Origin of the sequence: Streptomyces sp. NPDC091682, from assembly GCF_044756625.1 — a bacterium.
Lineage (GTDB): Bacteria > Actinomycetota > Actinomycetes > Streptomycetales > Streptomycetaceae > Streptomyces.
Map to the genome: position 1 here is coordinate 456810 of NZ_JBIVTH010000001.1, position 21350 is coordinate 478159.

The 21350-nt window shown below is 71.3% G+C and carries 24 protein-coding genes and 1 pseudogene; 4 read left to right on the top strand and 21 right to left on the bottom strand.

The window, feature by feature from the left end:
* Positions 1-14 precede the first annotated feature (14 nt).
* The 9 genes and pseudogenes from ACIQK6_RS02240 to ACIQK6_RS02280 form a co-directional block, all read right to left on the bottom strand.
* Positions 15-639: pseudogene (locus ACIQK6_RS02240) on the bottom strand (IS5/IS1182 family transposase); the annotation flags it as partial.
* On the bottom strand, positions 611-982 hold the full coding sequence (locus ACIQK6_RS02245) for a hypothetical protein (RefSeq protein ID WP_329105816.1): 372 nt from the start codon (positions 980-982) through the stop codon (positions 611-613). The gene ACIQK6_RS02245 and the pseudogene ACIQK6_RS02240, both read right to left, overlap by 29 nt.
* 316 nt (positions 983-1298) lie before the next feature.
* Positions 1299-2846: an oxidoreductase gene (locus ACIQK6_RS02250; protein WP_329105814.1), complete on the bottom strand. Its 1548-nt coding sequence runs from the start codon at positions 2844-2846 to the stop codon at positions 1299-1301.
* A 320-nt stretch (positions 2847-3166) separates the two neighbouring features.
* On the bottom strand, positions 3167-3748 hold the full coding sequence (locus tag ACIQK6_RS02255) for a DUF6529 family protein (RefSeq protein ID WP_329105812.1): 582 nt from the start codon (positions 3746-3748) through the stop codon (positions 3167-3169).
* 330 nt (positions 3749-4078) lie between these two features.
* Positions 4079-5395, bottom strand: a complete 1317-nt coding sequence (locus ACIQK6_RS02260) for a serine/threonine-protein kinase (RefSeq protein WP_329105810.1) — start codon at positions 5393-5395, stop codon at positions 4079-4081.
* 150 nt (positions 5396-5545) lie between these two features.
* The gene (locus tag ACIQK6_RS02265; RefSeq protein WP_329108209.1) at positions 5546-5911 is read right to left on the bottom strand and encodes a metalloregulator ArsR/SmtB family transcription factor; all 366 of its coding nucleotides are present in this window, start codon (positions 5909-5911) and stop codon (positions 5546-5548) included.
* A 181-nt stretch (positions 5912-6092) separates the two neighbouring features.
* Positions 6093-6467 carry a hypothetical protein gene (locus ACIQK6_RS02270; RefSeq protein WP_189742363.1) on the bottom strand — a complete coding sequence of 125 codons (375 nt, stop codon included), beginning with the start codon at positions 6465-6467 and terminating at the stop codon, positions 6093-6095.
* Between the two features lie 331 nt (positions 6468-6798).
* Positions 6799-7317 (bottom strand): SRPBCC family protein, encoded by a 519-nt coding sequence (locus ACIQK6_RS02275; protein ID WP_329105808.1) that lies wholly within the window; start codon positions 7315-7317, stop codon positions 6799-6801.
* Positions 7314-8297: a winged helix-turn-helix transcriptional regulator gene (locus ACIQK6_RS02280; protein WP_329108207.1), complete on the bottom strand. Its 984-nt coding sequence runs from the start codon at positions 8295-8297 to the stop codon at positions 7314-7316. Before ACIQK6_RS02280 ends, ACIQK6_RS02275 begins: the two co-directional genes overlap by 4 nt.
* Before the next feature lie 112 nt (positions 8298-8409).
* On the opposite strand from ACIQK6_RS02280, the gene ACIQK6_RS02285 reads away from it, so the two are divergent.
* Complete coding sequence (locus ACIQK6_RS02285) at positions 8410-9309, top strand: oxidoreductase (protein ID WP_329105806.1); 900 nt, start codon at positions 8410-8412, stop codon at positions 9307-9309.
* 23 nt (positions 9310-9332) lie between these two features.
* Here ACIQK6_RS02285 and ACIQK6_RS02290 read toward each other — a convergent pair whose 3' ends face one another.
* Positions 9333-9578 carry a hypothetical protein gene (locus tag ACIQK6_RS02290; RefSeq protein WP_329105804.1) on the bottom strand — a complete coding sequence of 82 codons (246 nt, stop codon included), beginning with the start codon at positions 9576-9578 and terminating at the stop codon, positions 9333-9335.
* 36 nt (positions 9579-9614) lie between these two features.
* Complete coding sequence (locus ACIQK6_RS02295; protein ID WP_329105802.1) at positions 9615-10121, bottom strand: hypothetical protein; 507 nt, start codon at positions 10119-10121, stop codon at positions 9615-9617.
* A 229-nt stretch (positions 10122-10350) separates the two neighbouring features.
* Here ACIQK6_RS02295 and ACIQK6_RS02300 point away from each other — a divergent pair, with 229 nt between their 5' ends.
* Together ACIQK6_RS02300 and ACIQK6_RS02305 are read left to right on the top strand one after the other, a co-directional pair.
* The gene (locus ACIQK6_RS02300) at positions 10351-11196 is read left to right on the top strand and encodes a serine protease (protein ID WP_329105800.1); all 846 of its coding nucleotides are present in this window, start codon (positions 10351-10353) and stop codon (positions 11194-11196) included.
* Positions 11197-11264: 68 nt separating this feature from the next.
* Complete coding sequence (locus tag ACIQK6_RS02305; RefSeq protein WP_329105798.1) at positions 11265-11648, top strand: toxin Doc; 384 nt, start codon at positions 11265-11267, stop codon at positions 11646-11648.
* 21 nt (positions 11649-11669) lie between these two features.
* Here ACIQK6_RS02305 and ACIQK6_RS02310 read toward each other — a convergent pair whose 3' ends face one another.
* The 10 genes from ACIQK6_RS02310 to ACIQK6_RS02355 form a co-directional block, all read right to left on the bottom strand.
* Positions 11670-12056 carry a hypothetical protein gene (locus ACIQK6_RS02310; RefSeq protein WP_329105796.1) on the bottom strand — a complete coding sequence of 129 codons (387 nt, stop codon included), beginning with the start codon at positions 12054-12056 and terminating at the stop codon, positions 11670-11672.
* A 311-nt stretch (positions 12057-12367) separates the two neighbouring features.
* The gene (locus tag ACIQK6_RS02315; protein ID WP_327387302.1) at positions 12368-13285 is read right to left on the bottom strand and encodes a MurR/RpiR family transcriptional regulator; all 918 of its coding nucleotides are present in this window, start codon (positions 13283-13285) and stop codon (positions 12368-12370) included.
* A 66-nt stretch (positions 13286-13351) separates the two neighbouring features.
* Entirely contained in the window at positions 13352-14059 is a 708-nt protein-coding gene (locus ACIQK6_RS02320; protein ID WP_402694137.1) for an NADPH-dependent FMN reductase, read from the bottom strand.
* 97 nt (positions 14060-14156) lie between these two features.
* Complete coding sequence (locus ACIQK6_RS02325; protein ID WP_329105794.1) at positions 14157-14498, bottom strand: TcmI family type II polyketide cyclase; 342 nt, start codon at positions 14496-14498, stop codon at positions 14157-14159.
* Between the two features lie 20 nt (positions 14499-14518).
* Positions 14519-14998, bottom strand: coding sequence for an SRPBCC family protein (locus tag ACIQK6_RS02330; protein ID WP_329105792.1), 480 nt, complete (start codon positions 14996-14998; stop codon positions 14519-14521).
* 1 nt (position 14999) lies between these two features.
* Entirely contained in the window at positions 15000-15254 is a 255-nt protein-coding gene (locus ACIQK6_RS02335; RefSeq protein ID WP_329105790.1) for an acyl carrier protein, read from the bottom strand.
* An 18-nt stretch (positions 15255-15272) separates the two neighbouring features.
* Positions 15273-16499: a beta-ketoacyl synthase N-terminal-like domain-containing protein gene (locus tag ACIQK6_RS02340; RefSeq protein WP_329105788.1), complete on the bottom strand. Its 1227-nt coding sequence runs from the start codon at positions 16497-16499 to the stop codon at positions 15273-15275.
* Positions 16496-17767 carry a beta-ketoacyl-[acyl-carrier-protein] synthase family protein gene (locus ACIQK6_RS02345; RefSeq protein WP_329105786.1) on the bottom strand — a complete coding sequence of 424 codons (1272 nt, stop codon included), beginning with the start codon at positions 17765-17767 and terminating at the stop codon, positions 16496-16498. The genes ACIQK6_RS02340 and ACIQK6_RS02345 overlap by 4 nt, the downstream gene beginning before the upstream one ends.
* Positions 17764-18207, bottom strand: coding sequence for a cupin domain-containing protein (locus tag ACIQK6_RS02350; RefSeq protein WP_150255520.1), 444 nt, complete (start codon positions 18205-18207; stop codon positions 17764-17766). The genes ACIQK6_RS02345 and ACIQK6_RS02350 overlap by 4 nt, the downstream gene beginning before the upstream one ends.
* Positions 18208-18297: 90 nt before the next feature.
* Positions 18298-19395, bottom strand: a complete 1098-nt coding sequence (locus ACIQK6_RS02355; protein ID WP_329105783.1) for a SchA/CurD-like domain-containing protein — start codon at positions 19393-19395, stop codon at positions 18298-18300.
* 275 nt (positions 19396-19670) lie between these two features.
* Between ACIQK6_RS02355 and ACIQK6_RS02360 the strand changes: the two genes are divergently transcribed.
* The gene (locus ACIQK6_RS02360; protein ID WP_329105782.1) at positions 19671-21302 is read left to right on the top strand and encodes an FAD-dependent monooxygenase; all 1632 of its coding nucleotides are present in this window, start codon (positions 19671-19673) and stop codon (positions 21300-21302) included.
* The last annotated feature ends 48 nt before the right edge of the window (positions 21303-21350 follow it).

Sequence of the window (21350 nt, forward strand, 5' to 3'; positions counted from 1 at the left end):
GGGTGCCAGCTCCTTCACTCCGATAGGGACCGGAGCCAGAGCCGAACGGCTGCGACGGTGACGGTGCCGTGAAAGATGTAGGCCCTCTTGTCGTATCTCGTCGCGACAGCCCGGGAGTTCTTGAGCGCGTTGATGGTGCGTTCCACTTCGTTCCTGCGCATGTAGATCGTCGTGTCGAAGCCGGTGGGCCGGCCGCCCCTGTTGCCGCGGCGCTGCCGGTTTGCCCGCTGGTTCTTTCGGTTCGAGGATGGTGTGCTTGACCTGGCGTCGGCGCAGGTGGCGGCGGTTCCGCCGAGATGATCGGGCCGGGTCCGGGGGCGCCCACCGTCCGGGCGGGCGACACGGACACGCTCCATCACGGGACCGAGCTGCGGCGCGTCGCCCCACTGACCCGGCGTGATGAGGAAGGCGAGAGGCCGGCAACCCCCTCACCTAGCAGATGAATCTTGCAGGTCAGCCCGCCCCGGGAGCGTCCGTGCCCCTCATCGGGGCGGTGCTGCCGGGGCGTCCGTCTTCCCGGAACCCGGGGTGGCTTCTTGCGTGCTCGCACACAGTCTTCCACTTGCCGAAACGCGCAGGCAGATCCCGCCACGGCACCCCGGTGCGCTGTTCAGCGGTCGTAGCTCTTGAGCGTCTTCGAGGCACCGGTGGCCGACTTCAGGTAGTCGTTCTCCGCCGTCGACTCCGCCAACTGCACGACCAGTCCCGCAGCCATGGACAGGAGCCCCTGGTGCTCCACCTGGAGCTCCTCGTGCTCTTCATGAAGCCTCTTGTACTTCCAGGCGAGGACCCCGAAGGTGGTGGCGGCCAGAACGCTGGCGCCGGCCTTAACCACGACCCCGGCTTTGCCGAACCTACCTCCGGCGGCTGGCGCGGCGCCGTCCTTGCCGACGCAAACGTGGCCCGTCTGGTCCGAGTGCTGTTGGGCCTCGCCGAGATGGTCGCTCTGATACGAGCACGATCCGCATTGGTATTGGGTCATCAGTTGTTCCTCTCCCCCGGGGAGATGAGCTTGCCACAGGGTACGCGCCTCCGGCGGCCACTTGGTCATCCCCCGTACGCCCACCGACGCCGAGGGAGGGGCAGGAGGCCCGTGGCGCGCCAGGGACAGCCCGTTCAGGCCTCCGGCCAGTGCCCAGACGCCTTTCCACCACGCCGCTGACCACTCCTTCCGTGCGCGGGCGCACCGTCCGTGGCCGCGGGGGCCGGGAAGACTTCGCGACGCCCCACCAACCACGGCCCCAACAGGCACCAACAGGCACCGAACCAGCCGGTTCGGTCACCTGCGGAGTACGGGCCTAGTTCTTCTGCAGGGTGCGGGTGACACCGGCGATGACGGCCGTCGTCAGCACCCAGCCGAGGGCGATCAGCAGGTGGGCCAGCCACTGGAGGCCGCCTTGTGTCCAGTACCAGGCCGTGCGCTGGCCCAAGCCGCCGATGGGAATCAGGAGGTCCAGCGTGTAGACGAGGGGCTGGAACGGGGCGCCTTCGTCCCGTTTGGCCGGTTGGGGAGAGTGGGTACCGAAGGCCAGGACGCCCACCAGGGTCAGTGCGAGGAGCCAGACACCGGCCAACCAGGGGCGGTACCCGTAGCCGACGGTCACGTCCAGCAGGTGCCCCCACGCGCGCGCGGCCAGGGGCAGGGTCCGACGCCGATGACGGTGCTTGGCCAGGAGCACGCGGCGGGCGTCGTCGTCGTGGCCGGACTTCCGGTACCAGCTCGCCAACTGCTCATAGGGCTGGGGGTTGTAGCCCGGACTGCGCCGCAGCCACGTCACGCGACGGGCCACGGAGTCCCGCCGTTCGCCCGCTTCGTCCACCCCGCCCGCCTTGACGGAGCCGTAGACGAAGCCGTCCAGCTCCACCACCTCCGGCCAGCTCCGGTCGCCGTCGTGGAGGTGGGACACCTGCGCGCCCCGCAGGTCCACCATGGCGGACGGCGGCCGGGCGGGGGTGAAGTCGAAGTCGACGGCCTGCATCAGCGGGGCGGCCAGGGCCGGGCCCCGGCCGCCTGGCGGCCCGTTCAACACGGCCCCCTCGAAGGTCAGGTCGCCCGAGATCCGGGCCCCTCGCAGCCGCACGGTCCCGTTCGCGGTGAACCCGTCGGAGAAATCGAGCGTCGAGGCCACCGCATTGTCCAGAGCGAGCAGCACCCCGCGCCCACCCGGGCGTTCCAGCACTGCGCCCCGCATGTGCAGCCCGCCCGGCAGTTGCGCCCCCATGAGACGGACCTCGCCGTGGGCGACGAATCCGTCCAAGCAGTAGACGCCGCCCTCCGCAACCAGTCCCCCGGCGGAAACGGCCCATTCCCCGGGTGCGGTGATCTCGGCTTCGCTCAGGTTCACGGCGCCGCTCACATGGGCGTTGATGAGCGACAAGGCGGTGAACCTGCGGTGGAAGGGCGAGGCAGGGCCACTCACCAGGCGCGAACGCCGCAGGTCGAACCGTCCCTCGACCCGGATGAGGCCGGCCTCCACGCCCGGCACCCGGCAGCCCACGAGCCCGATCGACCGGGTCGACGCCCCGGAGAGGTCCACACCCTCCTCGAACCAGCAGTCCGTGAGCCGGAACGTGTGGGCGATCTGGGCGCCCGCCAGGTTGACGTGCCCGGATATCCGCGCCCCGGCAAGCCTCAGGCACGCGACGCCACCGGGCTGCACGGTCTGCGCACCCTGGAGCAGGGCCACGATCACGGCGGCCCGAACCGTCCGCTCGGGGCCCCACCGCCCGCCCTCGGCGACGGGGACGTCCTCCGGCGCGCCAGCACCCAGGTCAACGCGGCGCCCCTCGGGGAAGGCGTCCCAGAGTTCACGTTCCGGTGAGGTCAACTCGTCGTATGAGAGCACCCGTACAGAGTAATGATCTTCCGTGTTCGGAGGGCGTGTGAGGAACGACGCGGCCCGGTGAGAGCGGTTTCGACGGCCTCACCCGTCGTGTCGACGACGACGGCACCGTCGTACATCCCTGACGGAAGGCGTGCGTGTTCTTCCGCCCCGCACACGACTGCGCCGCGGCTCGGGTTGAAGATGACCGCGCCGAGCCGGGAGGCCAGTTCCGCGACGGTGCCGAACACGGCGCCGGCGGCCGGGCCTGACTCGAGGACGCCGTTCCCACCGACGAACTCGTAGATCGCCGTACTCCGGCCCGTGCCCACCCCACCCCGCCCTTATCCGAGCGACAGCAGTGGCACGTCGTTTCCGTTGAAGTACCACAGCGCACTCGTGTACCAGAGGACCACCACCACGACCACCAGCGCGCCCCCCGCCAGTGGCAGGGCCCAGCCCGGCAGGCGCCGGCTCCGTACCAGCAGGACCTTCGCGGCGAAGGCTCCGTAGAAGAAGCAGCCCGCGATCGAGTGCACGGCCGCGCGCGAGCCGTTCAGCTGGACGCCGTACGCCTGGATGCAGTGCACCGTGATCGGGACGGTGAGAACGAACAGGAGCGCCCCGACGATCCGGTGGCTGAGCGGCACCGGGCCCGGCACCCGGCGCACCCCGGGCAGCCGGCCGTACATCCACAGCGCCAGCAGCAGCTGGACAGCGGCCAGCCCCAGGACGCCGGTGGCGAGCTGTGCCTTGAAGCGCACGGCATCGGTGTCCGCCTGGCCGAACAGCGTCGCGGTGTAGTCCGGCGTGTTCGCCCGGCCGAACAGGAAGACGGCGAGGAAGACCGCCACGGCAGCCGCGAACGCCAGTGCGAGAGCGGTCCTGCCTTCCGGGCGGCGCAGAGCGGGCCGGGCGTGCGTCATCGTGCTCCTCGTCTCGGAACGCTGACGGTGTGCGGTTCGCCCTCCCTTGTACTCGCCCGGTGCGGCACACGGCGGCCGACGCGGCCGTAGCGAACGCAGCGAACGCAGCTCCTCGGTGTCGGGCATCAGCAGACCGAGCGGTAGGGCAGATCGGGCACGTTCTGCTCCCCCTGTGCGCGGGTGAGGTCCCGGCCGACCCGCCCGCAGGGCCGCCGCGCCCGCGCGCAGCCGCCGGGTACGCCTCCGGCGCGCTGCGGCCGCCCGGCGGCCCGTCTCCAGGGACGCGCCCTCCAGCCGGCTCGCCCGGTGCCGGCCCGGCGCCCCGGCCACTCAGGCGCGTGCCGCCTCCGGGGCGTTGCCGGTCGGGAGGTCCTCGGCCAGCCGGCCCCGCCCGTCCCGGTGCCCGGCGGCCGCGGTGAGCCAGCGCAGCAGGAGCAGGGCTTCGCGGTCGTCGTCCACCCAGTCGCGCAACCGCGGCCAGGCGCGCAGCAGGCCGAGGGAGGCGAGGCGTGCGGTGTCGTCCTCGAGGACGAGGAGCCGGGCCCCGGCGAGGGAGCCGAACGCGTGGCGCAGCGCGCTGCGTTCCTCGTACGGGCGGCCGTCCAGCCATTCCGCCGTGGCGGCGGTACGGAGGGTGTCCCGGGAGCCGTCGACGGCGGCGCCGGGGACGATCAGGCGGAGCGTGATCTCCCGTACGGCCTGCTGGACCGGGTCCGGCAGGCGCCGGTACGTGGTCTCCGCGGCGGCGCCGAGGGCCGGCTCCGCCGTGTCGGCGGTGGCGTCGCGCAGGCGCCCGGCGTTCTCCCGACCGGCGGCGAGCAGGGCCGCATCGGACGCGTCGGCTGGTCCGCCCAGCATCCTCGACAGGAGCGCGGTGGCGGTGGGGCGGTCCGCCGGGGCCTTGGCCAGTGCCTTGCCCACCAGCTCGCGCAGCGCGGGCGGCAAGGGGGCGAGGTCCGGGTGGTGTTCGGTGACCCGTACGACGACTTCGCCGATGTCCTCGCCGCGGAAGGGATCGCGTCCGGTGGCCGCGAACAGCATCACCGCTCCCCAGGCGAAGACGTCGGCGGCGCCGTCGGCGCGGCGCCCGGTGAGCACCTCGGGTGCCATGTAGCCCGGCGTGCCCATCAGGCGTCCGGTGTCGGTGAGCGACGTGTCCGCGGTGCGGGCGGTGCCGAAGTCGATGACGCGGGGGCCGTCGGGGCCGAGGAGGACGTTGTCCGGTTTGAGATCGCGGTGGACGACACCCGCGCGGTGGATGGCGGCCAGGGCGGTGGCGGCCCCGGTGGCCAGTCGCACCAGCGCGTCGCCGGTGAGCGGGCCCGAGTCGCGGACGGCCTTGCGCAGATCCCGGCCGGGGACGAACTCGCTGACGATGTAGGGTCGTTCGCCGTCGGTTCCGCTCTCCAGGACCCGCGCCGTACAGAAGGGCTCCACGCGCTGCGCGGCCAGCACCTGCTCGGCGAACCGGCCCGCGAAGTCGGGGCGGGCGACGACGGGTTCCGGGCGCAACACCTTGACGGCGACGCGCTGCCCGGCCTCGCCGTAAGCCTCGTACACCGCCCCTTGGCCACCGGCGCCGAGCCGGGCGGCGAGCCAGTACCCCGCTATCCGTTCCGGATCTTCACTGGTGAGTAACTCGGCCACGTTTCCCCCTGGTTCGGCCTCCCCCGGTGCGCGCGGAGGGTATCAAGCCGTGCGGCGACCAGGTAGCGGGTCATGCTCCGGGGCCCGTCCCTCCGTCCGTCACGGCGGCACCGCGAGTTCCCCGGGGCAAGGACCGGTGGGTACGGGTGGTCAGCGGCCGATGACCTTGTCCGCACGGTCCGACTGCGGTCCCAACTGCTGCAGTTCTGCCAGGAGTTCGCTCTGACCCGTCAAGAGCTCGGTCAGGATGCGGCGCGCCGCGCGCAGCAGGTCGGCCACGTCACCGCCGGCCAGGGCGTAACTGACGGTCGCTCCGTCGCGAATGGAAACGACGATGCCGGACCGGCGCAGGACCGCCAACTGCTGGGAGAGGTTCGATGCCTCGACGTCGATCGCGGCAAGGAGGTCGCGTACGGGTACGGGGCCGTTCTGCAGGAGCTCCAGGACGCGGATGCGGACGGGGTGTCCGAGCATGCGGAAGAACTCGGCCTTCGCCTGGTAGAGGGGTACCTGCATTCCCATGAGTGCTCCTGCTGTTGCTTCAGACCTTGCTTGGGGGCTCGGGGATTCCAGTCGACCGACCACCCATACATTCGTACGGACGGGCCCACGCACGCCCGGGGATTACCTGTTTCAGATGTGCCGAGTTGAAAAATTCTTCAACTCATGGGCATGCGTGGGCGCAAAAAAGCCGGACTCAGAGCTCCAGGGCGGCCTCGACCCGCTTGAGTTGGTGACGGGCCATGGCCAGGTTGGACTGGGACTTGTCCAGCACGACATACAGGAACAGGCCGCTGTGCCCCCGCCCCTTGAGCAGCCGGATCAGGTGGTACTGGCCGCCCAGGGTGATCAGGACGTCCTCGATCTCGTCCTTCAGGCCCAGCATCTCCATCGTGCGGACCTTGGCCCGGATCACGTCCGTGTTGCCCGCGGCGGCGACCGTGAGGTCGAGATCCTTGCCACCGCCGAGGGTCCCCAGCGCCATCCCGCTGGTGTAGTCCACCAACGCGGCTCCCATCGCACCCTCGATCGAGGTCATCGTCTCCTTCAAAGAGACCTCAACGTTCGCCATCGGTATTCGCTCCCTTGCCTTCTACGAACTCCGCCCGGTGCTCGGTTCTGGCGGCACCGGACTGCTTGTGATCCAGACGTTACCTAGCGTGCGCGGCCGCGTACGGGGAACGGGGGATTGCGTGAAATGTGCACATCGACCCCTACTGTCCCGCACGTCCCGGCTCGCACGGCCGTACCCCGGGTACTCCCGTGGAAGTACTCGGGGGGGCAGTCGGCCGCACGACGACCGGAGGGATCTCCGAGGGATCTCCGAGGGATCTCCGAGGGATCTCCGAGGGACCTCGGAACGAGACGAGACGTCCGTGCTTGCGAGGAGGGGCATCGGCCTCTCAAGGACGGGGCTGCGTGACCGGGCCGAAGCCGGCCGCGAGTCGGGCCAGGGTCGTGCGCATCCCGGCACGGTTGACCGCGATGCGCCGGTCCGGACTGGTGCCGGCGAACACCGTGCCGAGCAGCACGGTCAGCCGGGAGCCCCGGCCGGTGCGCAGGTCCTGCCAGGTCTCCGTGACGCGCGTGCGCTCGCCCTCCGGTTCGAACCGGTATCCCCAACGTGCTATCGGCAAACCGAAGATGCCGACGTCGAAGGTGAACTCACCGGATCCGTCAGGCGTCTGCGCCGGTGCGCGCAGGGCCTTGATCCGGCCCACCGTGAACCAGACGAACGGCCCTCTCCTGTTGAGCCCGACGAAGCGGCTGCCGGAGCGGGCCGGCGGCCGGGGCACCCAGACGCGGCGACATTCGGGGCTCCAACGCCCCATGTTCCGCAGGTCGGACACCACCCGATGGACGTCCGCGGGCGCGGCGTCCACCACGATGTGCTCTTCCAGGCTCCACCGGCGCTCGCTCACGATGCCCCTCCCCGCGATCGTCCCCGCTCCACGCCTGGAGTGTAGGCAACGAGGAGGGCCTCGGCGACGGCGGTGCGGGCATAGAGCACGGAGCGGCCGGCCCGGTGGGCGCTGACCAGGCCCGCGGCGCGCAGCGCGGTCAGGTACTGGGACACTCCGGCGGCCGAGAGCCCGGTACGGCGGGCCAGTTCGGTGGTGGAGGCCGGGGCTTCCAGCTCGATCAGCAGCCGGGTGCGGGAGCGACCGAGCACGGCGGCCAGGGCCTCGGTCCGGCCGGCGGGCCGGGGTTCCCACAGGGAGCCGGTGCCGCGCGCCGGATAGGCGAGTTGCGGCGGTTCCGGGGGCGTCACCCGGGTGAAGGGGACGGGGCCGGTGAAGACCGAGGGGATCAGCAGCAGCCCTGCGCCCGCCGTCCCGCGGGACAGGGGCCGATGCCGGCGCGACAGCCGGAGCGCGTCGTCCCCCCAGCTCACCGAGGGGTGGAGGTCGTTGAAGAGGCGACCCGCTCCGTGCTCGGCGGCCTGCCGGGCCCGGTGGAAGACATCGGCGTCGAGCACCGCACGGATCCGCGCCCAGTAGGGCGCCAGGGCCAGCTCCCAGTAGGTCCCGATCTCTTCCGCGACCCGGACCAGGCGGGCCCGCGGGTCGGCGTACAAGGTCCGCGTGCGCGGGCCGAGTCCCCCTCGTTCCCGGCGCAGGCGGTCGAGGTCCTGGCGGACCCGGGAGGTGGGCGTGGCCCGGATCCTGACCAGTTCCTCCGCCAGGGAGGGCGCCGGCCCGGTGGGCGCCGGGTTGAGGAAGTCGGGTACGTACCCCGCGGGCGGGATCAGTTCGGCCAGCCAGCCCCGGTCGAGGCCGGCGGCCGCCAACCGTGGCCGCACCTGCTCGGTCCAGGGCCGGTGCACCGGGGCCGTGACCCCGGAAGCCAGCAGCCGGTAGCTGGGCCCGACCTCCCACATCGGCGAGACGGCGAACCGCATCTGCGCGAGATCGCTCACGGAGAACACCAGCTCCGCCCGCACCGCCACTCCAAGGATTCGGTCATGCCTTAATCAATGGCCTGGCAGCCTACCGGGCGGCGATCATCCGGGCATGACCTCACAGACGATGACCGCGGACGCGGCGGGCACCTGGAACCTCGGCGACCTGAAGATCAACCGGATCGGCTTCGGTGCGATGCGCCTGCCGCAGACCGGCGAGGCGTTCGCGGACGACGCCGTACCCCGCGACCGCGGCCAGGCGATCGCCGTGCTGCGCCGGGCGGTCGAGCTCGGGGTGAACCACATCGACACCGCCGCGTTCTACTTCTCTCCCCTGCGCTCCGCCAACGAACTGATCAACGCCGCGCTGGCCCCCTACCCGGAGGACCTCGTGATCACCACCAAGGTCGGACCGGGCCGGGACCCCTCCGGGGCGTGGAGCCACGCCACCCCGGAGCTGCTGCGCGGCCAGGTCGAGGAGAACCTTCGCCAGCTCGGCCGTGACCACCTCGACGTGGTGAACCTGCGCATCGTCGGGACCGGTTCCATCGCCGAACGCTTCGGCGCGCTGGCCGAGCTCCGCGAGGCCGGCCTCGTTCGCCACCTCGGCATCTCCAACGTCACCCCCGAGCACCTCGCCGAGGCCCGGGCCATCGCGCCGGTGGTCTGCGTACAGAACATGTACGGGATCGGGGTGCGGCCCGAGCACGACGGGTTCGTGCGCACCTGCGGCGAGCAGGGCATCGCGTTCGTCCCCTTCTACTCCATCGCCGGGACCGCAGGACAGGCCGGCGCGAGCGGCGTCGAGCACGAGGAGGTGCGTGCCGTCGCCCGGGCGCACGGCGCGAGCCCGGTGCAGGTGCGACTGGCGTGGACGCTCGGGCGGGGGCAGCACGTTCTGGCCATTCCCGGCACGGGCGACCCGGATCACCTCGACGCGAACGTGGCCGCGGGAGCCCTGCGCCTGTCCGAGGAGGATCTGGCCCTCCTGGAGGCCGTGCACCACGGCTGACCGGACCGGCCGGCGGGCCCCGCTCAGAGGTCGTCGGTCGGCGGGTCGGCCTCGTACACGTGGGGCGTGTCCCACTCCCAGTCCAGTAGTTCGGTACCGCCGAGGACCACGTCATCGGGGTCCGGCATGCCGGCGCGGCGCAAGAACTCGATGACGTCCTCGTCGGAGCGGGCCAGGCCCAGGGCCTCCTCGCCGTGCGAGGTCCGCAGGGTCACCTGCCGGCCCCCCGACGGGAAGATCCGGTGCACGACGACGGGTGCATGATGCATACCCCCAGCCTCGCCCCGTCGGGCCGGACCGGCACCTCAGGGGGTACGGCCGACCGTGGCGGAGCGGTCGGCGCGCGTGGGGATGCGGAACGTGGCGGGGTCGGGGTAGGTGGCCTTCTCGGCCTGCACGACCTCCTCGATCGCGGCCTTGAAGGCGGGCTCGAAGAAGTCGACGGCCAGGAGCAGCCGCAGCCCCTCCAGGGTCGGATCGAGCAGCGGGCGGGCCATGCGGGCACCGCCGCCCGCGATGCCGGGGAAGCCGGCCCGGGCGGTCTCCGGTCTCTCTCCCGCGCGCTCGTCGAGGCCGGCGGCCGCGTAGCCGGCGATCAGCGCGAGTTCGGCGAGGTACTTGCGGGCCCCGAGGGCCATCTCCTCGGCACCCTGCAGGGTCTGGACGGAGCCGCCCGCCACTTTGAAGTCGTCGCTGATCCGCTTGAGGCCGCGCGCCTCGTGCACGGCGCGCGCCTCCTCGAAGAGCCGCCCCGCCTCGTCGACCGCCTTCATCGCCGTCACCAGCTGGTCGATGTCGATCTCGCGCTTCACATTGCCTCCTGGTCCGGAACTGTGCTGCCCCGACCGTAGGAGGCAAAGCCACCGGTGCGGAACACCTGTGCGCAGTCCGTTATATGTGCACTCGGTGCCGCCCGGGCCCCCTCTCCCGGCACCGGCGTCAACTCGCCACGCGGTGTTGCCACTTGAAGCCGGGATACCAACAATGCGCATGACAACCGGAGGATCTTCGGTCGCATTGTCAGCAGAGGGGAACCCCCACATGAACAAGCCTCTCACCGGCGCCCTGCTCTCCCTGCTCCTGCTCGGAGCAGCGGTCACCCCCGCCGTGGCCGCGCCCGCCACACCCGCCACCGCCCCCACCGCCACCGCCGTCGCGGTCGACTTCGCGGGCACCGTGGCCCTCAGCAACTGTTCCGGGTCCGTCGTCCGCGCACCCGGCTCCCAGCCGAACGACCTCGCGCTGGTCCTGTCCAACGGGCACTGCCTGGAGTCCGGTTTCCCGGCGGCCGGCGAGGTCGTCAAGGACCGCCCGTCCAGCCGCTCGTTCTCGCTGCTCAACTCGGCGGGTTCGAAGGTCGGAACGCTGCGCGCGAGCAAGATCGCGTACGCGACGATGACCGACACCGACATCTCGATCTACCAGCTGACCCGGACCTACGCCCAGATCCAGAGCCAGTACGGCATCACCGCGCTCACCCTCGATGGCGCGCGCCCGGCCCAGGGCTCGGCGATCAAGGTGGTCTCCGGCTACTGGAAGCGGATCTACAGCTGCGCCGTGGACGGCTTCGCCTACCGCCTCAAGGAGGGCGACTGGACCTGGAAGGACTCGGTCCGTTACACCTCCGCCTGCAACACGATCGGCGGCACCTCCGGGTCACCGGTGGTCGACACGGCGACCGGCAAGGTCGTCGCCGTCAACAACACGGGCAACGAGGACGGCGCCCGCTGCACGGTGAACAACCCGTGCGAGGTCGACCAGAACGGCAACGTGACGGTCCGCCAGGGCATTAACTACGCGCAGCAGACGTACATCGTCGTCCCCTGCATAGCGCCCGGCAACAAGATCGACCTGAACCGCCCCGGCTGCGTGCTGCCCAAGCCGTAATCCCGCGCGCATCCCCGCCCGACTGGAAAAGCCCCACGACCGGGCCCCGGGCGGGGATACTCGGAGGCGTGGAACTGCACATCGATCACCGCTGGCTGTTGGAGCGGCAGGAGGCGCTGTTCAAGGACGTGGCAGTGGCCGACCACTCCGCCCTGGTCGCCGCCGTGGCCCGGCACCGGGTGAACACGCCGAGCCTGGAAGTGGACGACCCCGACGCCTACTGGCGCGCGGCCGCGCTGCTCGACGCGATCGTGCTGCTCCGACCGCTCCCCGACTCCAACGAATACTTCGCCTACGGGGTCGCCGTCGCGTACATCGAGGCCTGTGGCGAGGCGGTGGACGCCACCTACGAGCAGTGGCGCGACCTCATCACCGACATCCGCATGCTGCGCGCCACCGTCTTCGACGTGGCCGCCCGGCTCCGCTCCTGGCAGCCGACACAGACGCCCTGAGGAAGGTCAGCGCCGGCGGGGTCAGCGCCGGCGCTGGGCGGGGGTGCCGACGAGGAGCGCGTCGGACACGAGGCGTGCGCCACGGGCGAGCCGACCCAGCTGCTCCAGCTCGACGGCGTACATCCTGATCGAGTTCTCGATGACCGACTCGGCGATGCCCATGGTGGGCAGCTCGGCCCGGCTGGTCTGCAGGGCCGTCCGCACCGCGCGCATCTCGTGCTGCAGCTGGAGCTGGACGTGCCGGGCCAGGAGGGCGTGGTGGCGGGTGAGGGTCAGGTAGCCGCCGTAGCGGGCCGGGAGCAGATCCCGCAGCCAACGCGTGGCCGTGCGCTCCCAGTCGTGCGTCCCGGGTGCCTTGACCTGCATGGGCCAGTCAGGGCTGAGGGTATACGTGGCCGTCTGAGGCATTCTCGTCACTTCCGAGTGGAGTCGAACTCTGATCGAGACGTTCTTGGGGGGCGGCCTCGGCCCAGGGGTTGACCGAGGCCGCCATGGGCGCTCTGCGGGGATCCAAAGCCTGGACCCGACCCGCGGTCGCGACCTGAGGAGGTTCGTCGTACCGCGAGTACGTTCGGGAGGACATGGGGGTCCTCCTTGGCATCTGGTGGATCCGGAGCGCCGTCGTCAGTAAACATATATACCGTCGAGTAAGCAAGCGTATGAAAAATTTCATGCACCTCGAGGGCTGAATACCGCCTGGTGATGCAGACCGGTGGGGGCTACAGGAAGAAGCCGTGCTGGTCGGCCACGTGCTCGTAGCCCTCCAGTCTGGCCTGCGTCCGCTCCGGATCCGCATCGGCCATCGCCTGCAACAGGGCCGCGGACAGCATTCCTGGCGCCGCGTACGAGTCGAAGACCAGCCGGGACCCGGTGCCCGCGGTCAGGGACACGTCCGCCTCGTCCACCAGCGGCCCCAGGGTGGGGTCCGTGATCAGGACCACACGCAGACCCGTGCTGCGGGCGGCTCGGATGGCGGCCAAGGTCTCCTTGGCGTGCCGGGGCATGGCGAAGGCCAGCACCCAGGTCCCGCCGGCCGCCCTGGACTGCAGCAGCGCGTCGAAGGCGACGCTGCCCCCGCGGGTCACCAGGCGCACGTCGGGGTGGATCCGCCGGGCCGCGTACGCGAAGTACTCCGCGAGCGAGACCGAAATGCGCAGGCCGAGGACGGTCAGCGGCACGGAGGCGGCAAGCTCGCGGCCGATGTCCAGCACCTGGTCGGTGTCGGCGAGCAGCCTGCGCACGTTCTCCAGGTTCTCGATCTCGGCGTCGACGGCTTCCTGCAGCTCGTTGCGGCGGATCTGCGCGCGGGTGTCGGGGGCACCGGCAACGGCGCTGAGCGCGATCGGCTGCAGCACGTCGCGCAGGGCGGGGTAGCCGCTGAAGCCGAGGGAGGCGGCGAACCGGGTCACGGAGGGCTGGCTCACGCCCACCCGCTCGGCCAGTTCGGTGATCGAGAGGAACGCGGCCTCGGTGAGGTGGTCGATCAAGTATTGGGCGATGCGGCGCTGGCCCGGTGACAGGCGGCGTCCGTCGAAGAGCGCGAGGAGCCGGTCGGCCGGAGGACGGACCTCTTCGGACGACTGACCCCCTGGTGTGATCGCAGCCGCTTGTGCGCGTGCCTGCTGCCCCGATGACACTCGAGGGCCTCCCTATCTCATGTCACTCGCGCTCCAACATAGCTCACCCCCTGTGGCCGGTGATGATCAGTCCTGGGCGCGCGAGGTCACGGGGGCGTCGGTGCGGTCGCCCAGGAACTCGTACCAGCGGCGCTGGAGGCACAGGTAGCGGGTGTCGGCCTCGACGAGGTCGAGGAAGGAGCCGATCGTGGTGGTGAGGCGCTCGCCCAGGCCCGGGTCGGTGAGGGCGCCGTCCTCGGTGAACGCCTGGTGGGCGCCCGCCAGGCTGAACATGTCCGGGTAGACGCGCGCGCCGAGGTGCTCCAGCGGTACCCGCAGGGCCCACAGCCCCCGGTTGCCGCCGACCATCGAGGGCGAGGCCGACACCAGCAGGGTCTGCTTGTCCTTGAAGGGCTGCGGGCGGTAGCGGGAGACCCAGTCGATGGCGTTCTTGAGCACGCCCGGGACGGAGGCGTTGTACTCGGGGGAGGCGATGATCAAAGCCTGCGCGGCCTCGATCCGCGCGCACAGGGCCAGGGCCCCTTCGGGCAGCCCCTCGTCGACCTCCACATCGCCGTCGTAGGGCGGCATCGGGAAGTCGCCGAGGGTGGCGGCCCCTGCGGTGGCGCCCGCCCGGGACACCAGGGCGGCGACCAGGGAGCCGAGGCGGGCATTGACCGATCCGGTGCGGGAGGAACCGGACAGGACGAGGACGTGCAGGGAGGAACGGGCGGGCTCGCCGTCGTGCGGTCGGGCCGGATCCGCCGGGAAGTGGTCGCTGTCGGTCGGGTTCATGCCGTCTTCTCCTGCTCTCTTCCTGCTCTCTGCCGGGTTCGGCCACACGCGGCGGGACCCGCACACTTCGGTGTGCGGGTCCCGTCCGGGCCGCGGGTCACTTCGCGCCGGGGTTCTCCCAGCGGTAGAACTCGTGGGCCATGGCGTCCTTCGGACTGCGCCAGGTATCCGGGTCGTGCGGGCTGATGTAGGCGGTCAGCCGCTCGCTGAGGTGCCGGAACTCCGGGTGCTCGGTGACCTTCGCGATCGCCGGGCCGGGCGGCCGGTCCGCCTCGATCAGGTGCAGGTAGACGTCGCCGAACTGGAACAGGCTGCGGCGCGTGACCCCCACCAGGTGCGGGAGTTCACCCGCGTCCGAGCCGGTGAAGAGTTCGGCGATGTCCGGTGCCGATCCCGGCGCCATCCGGGCGACGATGAGGGCGCGGTGCGTCTGGTTCATCCGGTTGCTCGCCTTTCGTCTCAGACTCGGCTGACGGCGGGGGCGCGGCCCTCGCGCTGCCGCTTCTCGATCTTGTCCCGGATGAGCGCCAGCTGGATCGGGGAGTTGCGGTTGATGTTGTCGGTCATCCACGCGTCGTCGACGGGGGCGTCCGGCTTCATCGCGAAGTCCTGGGTCCACTTCATCCGGGTACCGCCGGGCACCTTGAAGTACTGCCAGTGGATGTCCATGTGGGCGAACGGGCCGGTCTCCACCCGTCGGGCACGGACGGTGAGGCCCTTGCGGTCGACGGTCCGCTCGGAGACCCAACTCCACACCTTGCCGTTCTCGTCGGGGTGCATGGTCAGGCGGAAGCGGGTGGTGTCGCCCTTCTCCTCGATGACCTCAAGGGAGGCGTACTCGCTGAACAGCTGCGGCCAGCTCGGGAGGTCGTTGGTCATCTCCCAGACGAGGTCCACGGGCGCGTTGACGGTGATCTCGTTCTCGGTGTGTCCCGGCATGTCAGGCTCCTGTCATCAGGCTGTGGTTGACGAGGTCGAGGAATTCCCCGGGGGTCTTGCAGCGGTCGGCGTGGGCGGGCAGGGCCCGCCCACGCCGGTTCTCCAGTTCGCCGACGATCCCGAGCAGGCCCAGCGAATCGAGGCCGTACTCGTCGAAGGCGGAGTGCGGACGGCTCGCCAGCTCCGTGGCATCGACGGTGATGCCGGCCTTCTTCATGAGGGCCGCCAGTTCCTCCGGGGTCAGCCGGTCGGACATCTCGGTGCTCCCCACTTCCTACGGGCCCTTGCGGACGACGAGCGCGGAATTGGACCCCATCCGGCCGCGGCTGAGCACCAGTGCGGTGCGCAGCTCCGCGGCGCGGGCGCTGCCGGTCACGACGTCGAGGTCGTGGCACACGTCGTAGACGTTCGGGGTCGGCGGGACGATGCCGTGTTCCAGGGCCAGGACCGCGGCCGCGGTGTCGAGGGCGGGGGCCGCGCAGTACGCCCTGCCGGTACCGGACTTGGGCGCCGTGACCGGCACCTTCCGTCCGTACGCGCCGAGTGCGTCGGCGAGGGCGGCCGCCTCGGCCGCATCGGCCTCCGGGGTCCCGATGGCGTCGGCGAAGACCACGTCGATCTCCTCGGGCGCGCAGTCGGCTTCCCGGAGGGCGCCGCGGATGGCGTGGGCGAGTCCTTCGCCGGACGTGTCCCGTCGCCGGGTGCCGCTGAAGGTCGCGCCGTGACCGGCCAGGACGGCCCGCACGGTGGCGCCGCGGCGCCCGGCTTCGGCCTCGTCCTCGACGACGAACATCGCGCCGCCCTCGGCGGGGACGAATCCGCAGGCCTTGTCGGTGAACGGGCGGTAGGCGCGCTCGGGGTCCTCCCCCGTGCTCAGCCCCTCGTACTCCAGCTGGCAGACGATGGAGTACGGCGCCAGCGGTGCCTCCGTCGCCCCGACCAGCATGGCCCGGCTGCCCTGGCGGATCCCGCGGACGGCGTGCGCGAAGGCGTCCAGTCCGCCCGCCTCGTCACTGGCCACGACCCCGCAGGGGCCCTTCAGCCCGCGCCGGATGGAGATCTGGCCGGTGCTCGCCGCGTAGAACCAGGCGATCGACTGGTACGGGCCCACGAAGCGCGGCCCCTGCTCCCAGAGGTGCTGGAGCTCGCGCTGGCCGAACTCGCCGCCGCCGGATCCGGCGGCGGTGACGACGCCCACGGAGAAGGGGTCGCCCTCGTAGTCGGCCCGGCCGAGCCGGGCGTCCTCCAGGGCGAGGTCGGCGGCGGCGAGTGCGTGGTGGGTGAAGCGGTCGGTCTGGACGAGGAAGCGGTCCTCGACCATGGCGCCGGGGTCGAAGCCCCGGACCTCGCCCGCGACGCGCAACGGCAGGTGCTCGCAGCCCGCCCTGGTGACCCGGTCCAGAACGTTGAGTCCGGACTGGGTCGCCTTCCAGAAGGCATCGGCGCCCACGCCGTTGGGCGCGACGACTCCGATGCCCGTGATGACCGTACGGCTGGTCACGAGACCTCCTCCTTCGGCCGGGTCATGACCACGGCGGACTGGAATCCGCCGAAGCCGCTGCCCACCGAGAGCACGCTGCGCAGCTTCCGGCCGCGGGCGACGCGGGGTACGTAGTCCAGGTCGCACTCGGGGTCGGGCGTCTCGTAGTTCGCCGTCGGCGGTACCACCTGGTGGGTCATGGCGAGTACGCAGGCCGCCAGTTCGATGGCGCCGATCGCGCCGAGGGAGTGCCCCACCATGGATTTGATGGAGGTCATCGGCGTCTTGTAGGCGTGGTCGCCCAGGACCCGCTTGACCGCCGCGGTCTCGTGACGGTCGTTCTGCTTGGTGCCGGAGCCGTGCGCGTTGACGTAGTCGATCTCGTCGGCGGCGACCCCGGCCTCTGCGAGGGCGGTTTCGATGGCCCGGGCCATCTCCAGGCCCTCCGTGGTCAACCCGGTCATGTGGTGGGCGTTGCCGAAGGTGGCGTAGCCGCCGATCTCGCAGTAGACGGTCGCACCGCGGGCGCGGGCGTGTTCCAGCTCTTCGAGTACGAGGACGGCGCCGCCCTCGCCGAGGACGAACCCGTCCCGGTCGGCGTCGAACGGCCGGGAGGCGTGGGCCGGGTCGTCGTTGTTCGGCGAGGTCGCCTTGATGGCGTCGAAACAGGCCACGGTGATGGGCGATATGGGTGAGTCGGAGGCTCCCGCGATGCACACGTCCATCCGGCCCTCCGCGATCGAGTGCACGGCGTACCCGATGGCGTCGAGTCCCGAGGTGCAGCCGGTGGAGACCGTCTGGACCGGGCCCCGCGCACCCGTCTGCTCCGCCACGGCGGAGGCGAGGGTGGCGGGGGTGAACGCCCGGTGCAGGAACGGGCCGGCCCGCTTGTGGTCCACGTCCCACCAGGAGCCGGACTGGCTGACGGCCACGTAGTCGTGCTCCAGCCGGGTGGTTCCGCCGACGGCCGTGCCGAGGGAGACTCCGGTCCGCCAGGCCTCGTCCGTGGTGAGGTCGAGCCCCGCGTCCTTCACCGCCTCCCGGGCGGCCACCAGGGCGAACTGGATGTAGCGGTCCGCCCGGTCCGCCTCGCCCGGTTCGAAGCCGTGCGCGGCGGGGTCGAAGTCGACCTCGGCGGCTATCCGGGAACGGAACCCGGCCGGGTCGAAGAGGCTGATCCCGCGCGTCGCCGTACGGCCGTTGGAGAGCAGGTCCCAGAAGTCGCGGACGCCGATCCCGCCGGGCGCGACGACACCGACTCCGGTGACGGCCACCCGCCGGCGGGTCACGATACCGCTCCCGTACGGTCCGGCGGCTGCTCCCACGCGGTGCTCTCCGGGTGCGGGGCCTGCTCGGTGTCCACGTGGCCGAGCTCGGGGCGCGGGGCCAGCGGGCCGAGGTGGAAGACCATGCGGGCCTCGGTGTCCCCCACGTTGCGGAAGCGGTGGCGCACGTTGAGCGGGACCAGGAGTCCCTGGTCGGTGCGGAGCGGGTGGGCCTCGCCGTCGAGGTCGACCTCCAGCCGGCCGCTGACCACGTACACGAACTCCTCGGAGTACGGGTGGTAGTGCTCCGCGATCGACTCCCCGGGGGCCATGATCGCCAGGCCCATGAAGCCGCTGGTGGAACCCACGGAGGTCGGGGTGAGCACCGCCCTGAGGTCTCCGCCGCGCCGGCGGTTGGGGGGCGTCTCGCTGAGGTCCACGATGCGTGGGCGCTGTTGGGTCATGGCGGGTTCCTCCTGCGTGTGGGGAGAGCCTGGGTGCGGATGGGGCGGGATCGTGGGGGTGGAACGGGTGGGCCGGACGGCCGGGGAGGATCAGGAATCCGCGGGTGCCCGGCGGTCCGTGATCAGGTTCATGGTGTGGCCGGCGGTCCGAACCCGCCTGCCGGCCCGGGCCGTCAGCCGGTCGAGCACCGCCGCCTTGCGCGGTCCCGAGACTCCGAAGGTGGTGTCGGGCTCGGCGTCGAGCGGGCCGCGGACGTCGATGAGCCGGACGACGATGTCGTCACGCTGGAAGATGCTGCTGCTCCGAACGGGGCTCCCCGGGTGGTGTGCGGCCGCCTCGTCCTGGCGGGCCAGGAACTTGGCGAGCGCGGCGCCGCAGCCGGGCTTGGCCGGATAGAAGACCGCGTGCCGCTGGACCTCTACGGACTCGGGTTCGGGTGCGGCGATGTGGTGGACCGCCGGGAGCGCCGCACGCATGAAGAACATGCGAGCGGACTCCGGGTCGTTCAGGTTCCGGTCCCGTTCGAGGTAGGGATTGATGGCCTCCTCGACGGCGCGCACCTCGGGCTGCTCGGAGACGTGCCGCAGGGCCGCCATCAGGTCGCCCTGGACCTCCACCGTCCGTACGACCCGGTTGCCGTGCATGAACAGGGACGTGCGGCACAGGCGGGTGTGGTCGTCGACCCGGGCCGCCGGGGAGGCGTAGCTGGAGAGGATGGCGGCGACGTCCCGCTCGCTTCCCGGCTTGACGGTGAAGGTGAGGGCGTGGCGCACGATGCCGGCCCCCAGCCGGGGGGTCTGCTGCAGGCGCGCCGTGGCCGGGCGGGACTCCTGGCCGTAGCCGCGGCCGGTCTCCCGCAGGACGGTGAACTTGAGCGGGCGCATGGCGCGGGCGCACGCGCCGAGCGGCTTCACCTGTTCGGCGTGATGGTCGCTGTTGACCCATGCGAGGTACTGCGGGGCGCTTTCCCACTCGCTGGTGATGAGCCATTGGGAGGGGTTCTCGAAGGACTGGCACAGCTGGTCGCTGATGTGGCCCGGAACCGACGCGATGTCGTGGCGGAGCTGTTCGTACGCCTCGAAGAACTGCTGCTGGGTCCCCTCGTGGAGGTCCATCAGCAGGACGACCCGGAGCATGGAGCCGTCGAAGGCTGACTGCGACACCCGTTCGGACAGGGTGGTTGTCATCTACTCACTCCTTCATGAGGGGGTGGAGATCCATCGCGTACGGACCCCTCGTCCGTCACCGGTGGCGTCCGCCCGGGCCGGCGGCCGCCTCGGTGGGGAACGGCAGGCCGGCGCGTCTCAGGGGGAGCCGCTGTCGCTCATCGTCATCCGGGTGGGGACGTACCGCTACATGTCCGGATCAAGCGGGTGACAACCGGCGAATCAACTGGGCCTCATCCCCGATCGCGGGCATAAAGAGTCCACTCCCCCACACAGAAAACAGGAGCCCGCAGCTGATGGAAGACAACGCCGATGTTCGCGTACCGGTTCTCGTCGTGGGCGGCTCCCTCGTGGGCCTGTCCACCTCGCTTTTCCTGAGCCGCCACGGAGTGAGGCACCTGCTGGTCGAGAAGCACTCCGGCACCTCCGCGCACCCGCGGGGCCGTGGCATCAACGCCCGGACGATGGAGCTGTTCCGCACGGCAGGGGCGGAGCGCGCGATCCGCCGGGCGGCGTCCGTACTGGAGGGAAACCAGGGCATTCTGCAGGCCCGCTCGCTGACCGACGGCGACCACAACTGGCTGGTCAAGTCGATCGATCCGGCCGGGGCACTGGCCCGGTTCAGCCCGACCGGCTGGTGTCTGTGCAGCCAGAACAACGTCGAGCCGGTACTGGCCGAACAGAGCCGGGGCATGGGCGCCGACGTGCGGTTCGCCACCGAGCTGATGAGCTTCGACCAGGACGCCACGGGGGTGAACGCCGTGGTGAAGGACCGGGAGACGGGCGAGCACATCACCGTGCGCGCCGACTTCCTGATCGCCGCGGACGGGCCGCGCAGTCCCGTCAGGGAACAGCTGCGGATCCCCCAGACGGGTAACGGGGAACTGTTCCACAACGTGAGCGTCACGTTCCGCTCGGAGAAGCTCGTCGAGGTGCTGGGCGACCTGCGGTTCATCGTCTGCTACCTGATCCGCCCGGGAGCCGACGGAGCGCTGCTGCCCGTGGACAACAAGACGCAGTGGGTCTTCCACGCCCCGTGGCACCCGGACCAGGGCGAAACCCTGGAGGACTTCACCGACGAGCGGTGCGTGGACCAGATCCGCGACGCGATCGGCGTACCCGACCTAGACGTACGGATCGGCGGCAAGGCCCCGTGGCACGCGGCCGAACGGGTGGCGCAGCGGTATTCGTCCGGTCGGGTGTTCCTGGCCGGAGACGCGGCCCACGAAATGTCCCCCACGGGGGCGTTCGGCTCCAACACGGGGATCCAGGACGCGCACAACCTGGCGTGGAAGATCGCCGCGGTGCTGGACGGCTCGGCCGGCATCGAGCTGCTCGACACCTACGAGGCCGAGCGGCTGCCGGTGGCCAGGGCCACCAGCGAGCGGGCGTCGGCCCGGTCGGCGGAACACAGCCACCCGGGGTACGCGCCCCCGCCCACCATGGGCGGCGGGCCGGGCAGCGGGGTCCTCACCACCGCCATGGGCTACTGCTACCCGAAGGGCGCGCTCGTCGGCGGCGAGCCCGGACGGCCCGTCATCCCGGAGACGCTGCGCCTGGTCGGCGACACCGGGACCCGGGCCCCGCACATGTGGGTGACCCGGTCGGGTGAGCGGATCTCCACCCTGGACCTCTACGAGCGTTCCTTCGTGCTGCTCAGCGGCGCGGGAACGCCGTGGCAGGCGGCCGCGCAGCAGGTGGCCGGACAACTGCCGGTGCGGCTGGAGGCCTACACCATCGGCTCCGGGTCGGGTGTGGACCTGGTCCAGGAGGGGCGCGCCGACTGGACCGAGGTCCATGCGATGAGCGCCGAGGGCGCCGTGCTCGTCCGGCCGGACGGGTTCGTGGCCTGGCGCTCGGAGGGAGCCGTGGCCGATGCCCCTGCGACGCTGCGCGAGGTCCTCACGACGGTGCTGCGCCGGGCGTGAGAACCTCGTCCCCGTTTCCGCCGGCCGTGCGTGCGGCCGGCGGAAGCG